The following is a 7,166-nucleotide window of genomic DNA, read 5'->3' on the forward strand; positions in this document are numbered from 1 at the left end:
GTGAATACCCTCGCCGGCCGGTGCGGTTGGATGAGCCCATGAGCGTTCACGACGTGGCCCGCGGGCTGCCGGGCATATCCGCCCTTTCCGACCTCTGCCGTTCCCTGGCGATGCTCGACGCGATCCTGTGTCCCGAGTGGGACGACCGTTGGCACGGCTTCGACGCCCAGTGGTCGCCGACCGAGGCGATGGCCTCGATGCGGGACGGGGCGGGCGGGGAGTTCTCCATCGTCTTCTCCGCCGACGGCGCGTACGCGCGCGGCTTCGACCACGAGTCGCCGATGAGCCCGTACGTGGACGACGCCCCCTGGCCCGGGGTGCTCGACGAGGTGCCCGCCGTGTTCCGCCGTTACGTGGACGAGCCGTCGTTCTGCGACGAGTTCGGGCTGCCCGTCGTCACGGCCTGCCTCTGGCGGGAGAGCGGCGACGACCGCTGGCGGGCGGGGGCCGTCGAGTTCCCGGAGGACGGGGAGGACTCCGACGGCGCGGACTGGCTCTTCCAGCTCCTCGTCACCGGAACCCCCGAGTCGTACCGGGAGTGGGCCGAGGACCACTTCGAGACGGCCGTCGACCTGGAGGCCGTACGCCACGTCTACGCCCTGCGACCGCTCACCGACGAGGTGATCGCGGCGCTCAACCCGGAACGGATCCCCGCCGAACTGGCCGAGGACATCAAGGAGATCGGATACCCGGCCGGCGCGGGGGAGTGATCCGGTCAGCCCTCCGGGTCACTCCACGGCGTGACGCGGGTGAGCCCTCCGGGGCTGGCCCGCCGCCGGCCCCTGGGTCAGTCGTCCTCCTCCGGGACCGCCGGATCGCGCCGGGCCAGCGCCTCGGCCACCGGCACCCCGGTCCGGGCCGCCACGGCCAGGCGGGCCCGGACCTCCGCGCCGGTGCGCGGGCGGAAACGCGGCCGCTTGCCGCAGCCGCACGGCTTCAGACCCTCGTAGCGCAGGCCCGCCCCCAGCACGGCCGCGACCGCGCTCCAGGCATCGGTGTCACGGCGCGGCGGAGGCGCGAAGTCGTGGCCCGCGCAGACGAGGGCCCGGCCGCAGTTCGGGCAGGGCGGGTCGCCGCCGTCCTGCGGGAACCGCTTGAAGCTGACGCGGCAGGCGACGCAGGCGTGGTGCAGCTTGTAGTGGACCATCGCGTAGAAGCACACCCGGCGACGTTATCGGGCCGGGGCCGGGGCCGGGGCCGACCGCCGCCCGGCAACCCCGGGCGGCAGCCTCCGTGTTCGGGAGAGCCCCGCCCGGGTCCGCGCTCACACCCCGTTCTGAAGCGCCTTCCACGTGGCCGGGCCCACCTGGCCGTCGACGCCCAGCTTGCGGCTGGTCTGGTAGTTGGTGACCGCCGTCTTCGTGGTCGGGCCGAAGCTGCCGTCCACACCCACGGTGGTGCCGAGCGCCGCCGTCAGGGCTCGCTGGAGGCGCTTCACCGCATCACCCGAACTGCCCTGCTTCAGCACCGGGGTCGTGCCGGCCGACAGCAGGGCCGTCCAGGTCTTCGGGCCCACCGTCCCGTCGACGCCGAGGGAGCGGGCCCGCTGGAACGCCTCCACCGCGCTCTTCGTGGTGGGGCCGAACTGGCCATCCACCTTGCCCGGGTTGTACTCCTGCGTGCTCAGCAGCGTCTGGACGGCGGTCACCTGCGGGCCCGACGAGCCGGACTGCTGCGTGGTGTAGAGCGGGAACGTCAGACCGTCGCCGCCGTTGCCCGGGTCACCGCCGACCAGCTCCATGTAGTAGTTCCAGTCCCAGTTGGGGCCGGGGTCGGTGTGGTCGTTGCCGGGCACCTCGACGTGGCCGACGATGTGCGCCCGGTCCTTCGGGATGGCGAACTTCGCGCTGAGATGGGAGGTCAGCGCGGCCGACGAGCGGTACATCGCGTCGGTGAACCAGGCCGGTTCGTCGACCCAGCCCTCGTGCTCGATCCCCACGGACGAGGCGTTGGCGCTGCGCGCGTGCCACGCCGTGTCCTTGTCCCGGACCGTCTGGGTGACCTCCCCGTCCGAGGAACGGATCACATAGTGGGCGCTGACCTGGGACGCCGGGTTCTGGAACCAGCTGATGGAGCCCGCGTACGAGCCCTGGGTGACATGGACGACCACCTTGTCGACCGTCGCGGTGCGGTTGACGGCGAAGTTCTCGGAGTGGGCGGGCACCCAGCGCGCCGAGGGGTAGTCCTCGCTCTGCGCGTAGACGTCGGACGCCGACAGCTCGCCCTTGTCCGGGTCGACCGGCCGGGAGGGCACCAGCACCTCCTCGCCGCCGGCCACCGTCGCCGCCACGCCCTCGGCGAGGAAGGTGAAGACCGCGTCCGCGTAGAGCACAGCCGCCGGTCCGTCGGCGGCGCTGTAGCGGGCCACCGCCGGATACCAGGCGTCCACGTCCCGGCGCTCGGCGGCGTCCAGGCCCAGCGCGTCGGCGTGAGCGCGCAGGACGGCCGCGCCGCCGAGGATGTTGGCCGTCGTGTCCCGGCGCAGCCGGGCCGCGCTCTCGCCCGTCAGCTCGGAGGCCTTCTCCAGGGAACGGTTGGTGGGGTTGCTCGCCAGGTGCATCACGCCGTAGCCGTTCGCCTGGCTGGGCTTGCCCGCGTGTCCGTTCAGCCGGGACTCGCCGTAGCCCACGGCGGCCAGCAGATCGCGCGGTACGCCGTACTCCTGGGACGCCTCGGCGAAGGCGCGGTTCATCGGATCGGCCGTGTCCGCCCGCGGGGCGGCGTTCGCCGGCTGCCCGGCCGTGAGGAGGGCCGTGGCGGTCAGGAGGGCCAGGGCGCAGACGCGGGCCCGGGTCCGGGTCCGGGCGGCGGTACGTGGGGGCATGAGGGCTCCTGCTCGGTGGCGGGGGAGTGGGGGGGGAAGAGAAAAGCCCTCGGGCCGGGGCCGGCCAGAGGGGCATCGAGCACCGCCAGGCTAGCTAGATGAAGTGGGCATGACAACGCGCAGTGCCGGTAGGTTCGTTGGCAACATCCTGCAAACTGACGGCAGTTCACTGCTCCGCTAGGCCTGCCGGGTGACGGTGAACGTCACCCGGCAGGGGAGTCCGCGCAGGTTGACGAGGCTTCGGCTACCAGCGGTCGCGGTGGACGACGTCCGCCACCGGGCGCCGCCGGACGGGACCGAAGTTGCCGGCGGGCCAGTGGACGTCCCGGCCGTGTATCGCGAGTACCGCGTGGTGATCGCCGAACTGCTCGCCGACGCCGAGGCCGAGGGGTCTCCCGCGCAGGGGCGGGCGAAGGTCATGCGGCCGTCGTCGTCGGGGCGATCGAGGGCTGTGTGCTGCAGTGGATTGTCGATCCCGCGCTGCCGATCGCCGAGTTGGCGGCGCCGATCGTCGACGTATGCGTCCAGGGACTGCGCCGCAGGGAGGCGGCGTGAGGACCGCGGGGGCCGCGACGGGCCGGTGGCTCGACGCGCGGTTGGTGGCTCCCGAGGCCGAACGGGGTGAGCGGATCGTCAGCTACGCGGGTGCGCTCGCCGGGGCCGTGTTCGCGACGGCCCTCGCCCTGCCCGCCCAGCACACGTGGCTGTCGCTGACCGTGATCGCCGTGGTGCCTTTCGATCTGTTCGGTGGCACGGTCGTCAACACCACGCGGTCCGCCAAGCGCCGGTTTCACCGCCCGGGACGCTCCTCCCGGCACCACCTCGGGTTCGTGGCCGCCCATGTCCAGCCGTTCGTCCTGGCCCTGCTCGTCCCGGGGTTCGGCCTGCTCTCCGCCCTGATCGTCTACGCGCTCACGCTCGGCGGGGCCGTTATGGTCCTGCTGGCCCCTCTGGATCTACGGCGCCCGGTCGCTTTCGCCGTGTCCGCCCTGGCGATCACGGTGGCGTCGACCTCGGTGGCCGTCCCCCGCGAGTTGGCCTGGTTCGCCCCTGCCCTGGTGATCAAGCTGCTACTGGCCCACCTGCTCCCGGAGGGCGCGGAGCGGTGACCGTTCACCGCCGCCCTCGCCGCCCCGCCCCGTCACCCTGCCCCGCTCCGCCGTCTCAGTTCGGCGTCAGCCGTACGCCGTCTCAGGTCCGCGTGAGCCGCACCACCGGGATGTCCCGCTCGGTGCCCGCCTGGTACTCCCCGTAGCGCGGGAACAGCTCCACCAGCCCCGGCCAGACCCGCGCCTTCTCCTCGGCCGGCAGCGTCGCCGCGACCGCCCCGAACCGCTCGGTGTTCACCCGGAGTTCGACCTCGGGGTTCGCCTGGAGGTTCAGATACCACAGCGGCGGACGGTCCGAGCCGCCGTTGGACGCCACGATCAGGTAGTCCTCGCCGTCCCGCCCGTACATCAGCACCGTGCGCCGCACCGTACCGCTGCGCCGGCCGACGTAGTCCATCAGCAGACAGGGCACCCCGAGCTGGGTCGTGCCCTTCGTGCCGCCGGAGGACTCGTACAGCTCGGCCTGCCGGGCGACCCAGTCGGCGGGGCTCAGTGCGACCTCCGCGTTGCCGTCCTGCTCGGCCGTCATGGGTTTCTCCTTCTCTCGTGCGTCCCGTACGGGCTGCGCCTCCATCCTGGCATCCCCGTCCCCTGTCCTCCCTCGTCGCCGCTGCCCGTATTCGTACACCTGGACAGCCCTCCCATCGCACGGGGGAACGCGGACTGGGAACCCGGCGGGGAGGGCGTATAAAGGGTCCTTCCGGAGCAGCCGGCGTCCCCCGATGGCCCCTCCCCCCACCTCCCCTCACAACGCGGCCGGCGTCACCGCGTCACCGAGCCCAGGAGAGCCGAATGAGCACGTCGGAAGAGATCAGCACGCTGCTGGTGACGAAGTTCGGAACCGACCCCGATGCCATCCGACCCGACGTTCCGCTGCACCGGCTGCGGCTGGACTCCCTCGCGCTGGAGGAGCTGCGGCTGCACATCGAGGACCGGCTGGACGTGGACCTGGAGGACGTCGCGCTCACCTCGCGCGACACCGTCGGCCGCCTCGTCGAGGCCGTGCACGGGAAGGTCTCCGCATGAGCCCGGTCACCGCGGCCCCCTACCGCCGGACCCCGTTCGCCCCGTTCGCCGCCGCCGTCACCGGCGTCGGCCTGGTCACCTCCGCCGGTACGGGCGCCGACGCCGCCTGGTACGGAGTCACCGAGGGCCTCGCGCCGTCCGCCGCGCCCCGGCCCGAACTGGACGGCCTGCCCTGCGACTTCTTCTACTCCGTCACCGACTGCGACCCGGGAGCCGTCCTGGGCGTGGCCACCCAGCGGCTGATGGACCGCTTCGCGCAGCTCGCCGTCATCGCCGCCCGCGAGGCCGTCGCCGACGCCGGGCTCGACCCGGCCGTCTGGGACAGCGGCCGCGTCGGCGTCGTCATCGGCTCCGCCCACGGTGGCCTGCCCTTCTACGACGAGCAGGCCGCCGCCCTCGCCGGGCGCGGCCCCCGCCGGGTCTCCCCGAAGCTCGCCCCGCTCAGCGTCGTCAACGGCGCGGCCAGCAGCGTCAGTCTGGACCTCGGCGTCCACGGCCCCAGCCAGGCCGTCTCCACCGCCTGCTCCTCCGGCACCGTCGCCATCGGCACCGCCCACCAGATGCTCCGCTCCGGGGCCTGCGACATCGTCATCACGGGCGGCGCGGAATCCACCTGCACCCGTCTCCTGATCGCCAGCGCGTGCAGCCTCAAGGCCGTCTCCACCCGCCGCGAGGACCCGACGGCCGCCTGCCGCCCCTTCGACACCCACCGCGACGGCTTCGTCGTCGGCGAGGGCGCGGGCCTGCTCGTCCTGGAACACCCGGACCACGCCCGCGCCCGGGGCGCCACCGTCCGCGCCCACGTGAACGGTTACGGGGCCTCCAGCGACGCCCACTCCGCCGTCGCCCCGGATCCGGACGGCCTCGGCATCGAGCGCGCCCTGCGCACCGCGCTCGCCGACGCGGGCCTCTCCCCGGCCGATGTCGGGCACGTCAACGCGCACGGCACCTCGACGCTCTCCAACGACCTGATCGAGGCCACGATGCTGCGCCGGGTCCTCGGCGAGAGCCCCCTGGTGACCTCCACCAAGGCGATGACCGGCCACACCCTCGGCGCGGCCGGCGGCATCGAGGCCGCGCTCACCGTGCTCGCCCTCCAGCACCAACTGGTCCCGCCCACCGTCAATCTGGACGCACCCGACCCGGAGATCCCGATCGACGTGGTCGCCAAGGAAGCCCGCGCCGCCGCCTTCGACTGCGCCGTCAAGACCTCGCTCGGCTTCGGCGGCCACAACGCGGCACTCGTCCTCACCAGGGCCTGAGCGGAAGGGAACGCACCAGCACATGCCCGAGGAGATCATCCGGACCCTGTCGGTCGACGGAGTGCGCTACGGCTACCGCGTCCTGCCGTACGACCGGAGCGGCGGGGCCCCTCCCCGAACCGAACCGACACTCATTCTCGGCGGCGCGCTCCAGGGCATGTTCGGCTGGCCCCAGATGGACGACCACCTGGGCCCCGCCGCCGACGTCGTCACCGCCGACCTGCCCGGCATGGGCAGCGCCGACCCGCTCCCGCCAGGACCCAGCGCCGATCTGCTGCGCCGGGCCGTTCTCGCCATCGCCGACGACCTCGGCGCCCCCCGGCTCAACGTCTTCGGCTTCTCCTACGGCACCGCCATCGCCTTCGGCTTCGCCCAGCGGCACCCGGAGCGGGTGGCACGGCTGGCCCTCGGTGGCGTCCCCGTTCACATCGACGCGGCTCAGGTCGCCTGCTGGGAGCGGGCGAGGCGGCAGCTGGCCGCCGGGGACCGCGAGGGGTTCGCCGCCACGGCGGCCGACGCGCTGATGTGCCTGGACCCTGAACGGGCGGTGCACCGGCGGGAGTTGGCGCGACGCTATGTGCGGCGCTCCTTCCTGCACGCGCTGACCCACTCGCCACACGCGGCGGACTCCCTCTACCGGGCGCTGGCCGACCGGCCCGACTTCACCGGCGGGCTCACCGGCGTACCGGCGCTGGTCTTCGCCGGGGAGCACGACACGGTGACCTCGCCCGTGCGGCAGCGGGAGTTCGCCGCGACGATCGAGGGCAGCCGGTTCCTCACGATCGAGGAGTCCGACCACTGGGTGGTCCTGGAGCGGGCCGAGGAGGTGGCCTCGCTGGTCACCGGGTTCTTCACCGGGCGGGAGCCGGTGGCCCCCACGACCTGTGCGACCGGCGCGGTCGTGCTGCCGCGTCAGGCCACGGCCCCGGCCGGGCGGACCTGAGC

General features: G+C 73.3%; 8 protein-coding genes and 1 pseudogene. 5 read left to right on the forward strand and 4 right to left on the reverse strand.

The window, feature by feature from the left end; translation table 11 throughout:
- Positions 1–38 precede the first annotated feature (38 nt).
- The gene (locus ACFWM7_RS07525; protein WP_383256247.1) at positions 39–710 is read left to right on the forward strand and encodes a hypothetical protein; all 672 of its coding nucleotides are present in this window, start codon (positions 39–41) and stop codon (positions 708–710) included.
- Positions 711–787: 77 nt separating this feature from the next.
- Here ACFWM7_RS07525 and ACFWM7_RS07530 read toward each other — a convergent pair whose 3' ends face one another.
- From ACFWM7_RS07530 to ACFWM7_RS07540, 3 genes and pseudogenes are all read right to left on the reverse strand, one after another.
- The gene (locus tag ACFWM7_RS07530; RefSeq protein ID WP_383256249.1) at positions 788–1,162 is read right to left on the reverse strand and encodes a hypothetical protein; all 375 of its coding nucleotides are present in this window, start codon (positions 1,160–1,162) and stop codon (positions 788–790) included.
- A gap of 102 nt (positions 1,163–1,264) precedes the next feature.
- Positions 1,265–2,824, reverse strand: a complete 1,560-nt coding sequence (locus tag ACFWM7_RS07535; protein WP_383256251.1) for a peptidoglycan-binding protein — start codon at positions 2,822–2,824, stop codon at positions 1,265–1,267.
- A 244-nt stretch (positions 2,825–3,068) separates the two neighbouring features.
- Positions 3,069–3,182: pseudogene (locus tag ACFWM7_RS07540) on the reverse strand (nitroreductase); the annotation flags it as partial.
- 193 nt (positions 3,183–3,375) lie between these two features.
- On the opposite strand from ACFWM7_RS07540, the gene ACFWM7_RS07545 reads away from it, so the two are divergent.
- Positions 3,376–3,933: a hypothetical protein gene (locus tag ACFWM7_RS07545; RefSeq protein ID WP_383256253.1), complete on the forward strand. Its 558-nt coding sequence runs from the start codon at positions 3,376–3,378 to the stop codon at positions 3,931–3,933.
- An 82-nt stretch (positions 3,934–4,015) separates the two neighbouring features.
- Here the strand turns inward: ACFWM7_RS07545 and ACFWM7_RS07550 are convergent, their stop codons facing one another.
- Positions 4,016–4,462: a nitroreductase family deazaflavin-dependent oxidoreductase gene (locus tag ACFWM7_RS07550; protein ID WP_383256255.1), complete on the reverse strand. Its 447-nt coding sequence runs from the start codon at positions 4,460–4,462 to the stop codon at positions 4,016–4,018.
- Positions 4,463–4,725: 263 nt separating this feature from the next.
- Here ACFWM7_RS07550 and ACFWM7_RS07555 point away from each other — a divergent pair, with 263 nt between their 5' ends.
- From ACFWM7_RS07555 to ACFWM7_RS07565, 3 genes are read left to right on the forward strand one after another with little or no spacing between them, the layout of a single operon-like run.
- Complete coding sequence (locus ACFWM7_RS07555; RefSeq protein ID WP_383256257.1) at positions 4,726–4,959, forward strand: acyl carrier protein; 234 nt, start codon at positions 4,726–4,728, stop codon at positions 4,957–4,959.
- The gene (locus tag ACFWM7_RS07560) at positions 4,956–6,221 is read left to right on the forward strand and encodes a beta-ketoacyl-[acyl-carrier-protein] synthase family protein (RefSeq protein ID WP_383256259.1); all 1,266 of its coding nucleotides are present in this window, start codon (positions 4,956–4,958) and stop codon (positions 6,219–6,221) included. The genes ACFWM7_RS07555 and ACFWM7_RS07560 overlap by 4 nt, the downstream gene beginning before the upstream one ends.
- Positions 6,222–6,243: 22 nt before the next feature.
- Positions 6,244–7,164, forward strand: coding sequence for an alpha/beta fold hydrolase (locus tag ACFWM7_RS07565; protein WP_383256261.1), 921 nt, complete (start codon positions 6,244–6,246; stop codon positions 7,162–7,164).
- Positions 7,165–7,166: the final 2 nt, after the last annotated feature.

It is taken from the genome of Streptomyces sp. NPDC058375 (genome assembly GCF_042723425.1).
GTDB lineage: Bacteria > Actinomycetota > Actinomycetes > Streptomycetales > Streptomycetaceae > Streptomyces > Streptomyces durocortorensis.

What these genes read in the sequence shown, in the direction of transcription:
- ACFWM7_RS07550 (WP_383256255.1), bottom strand. Translation starts at nt 4,462, where the DNA reads ATGACGGCCGAGCAGGACGGCAACGCGGAGGTCGCACTGAGCCCCGCC.
- ACFWM7_RS07565 (WP_383256261.1), top strand. Translation starts at nt 6,244, where the DNA reads ATGCCCGAGGAGATCATCCGGACCCTGTCGGTCGACGGAGTGCGCTAC.
- ACFWM7_RS07535 (WP_383256251.1), bottom strand. Translation starts at nt 2,824, where the DNA reads ATGCCCCCACGTACCGCCGCCCGGACCCGGACCCGGGCCCGCGTCTGC.
- ACFWM7_RS07525 (WP_383256247.1), top strand. Translation starts at nt 39, where the DNA reads ATGAGCGTTCACGACGTGGCCCGCGGGCTGCCGGGCATATCCGCCCTT.
- ACFWM7_RS07560 (WP_383256259.1), top strand. Translation starts at nt 4,956, where the DNA reads ATGAGCCCGGTCACCGCGGCCCCCTACCGCCGGACCCCGTTCGCCCCG.
- ACFWM7_RS07555 (WP_383256257.1), top strand. Translation starts at nt 4,726, where the DNA reads ATGAGCACGTCGGAAGAGATCAGCACGCTGCTGGTGACGAAGTTCGGA.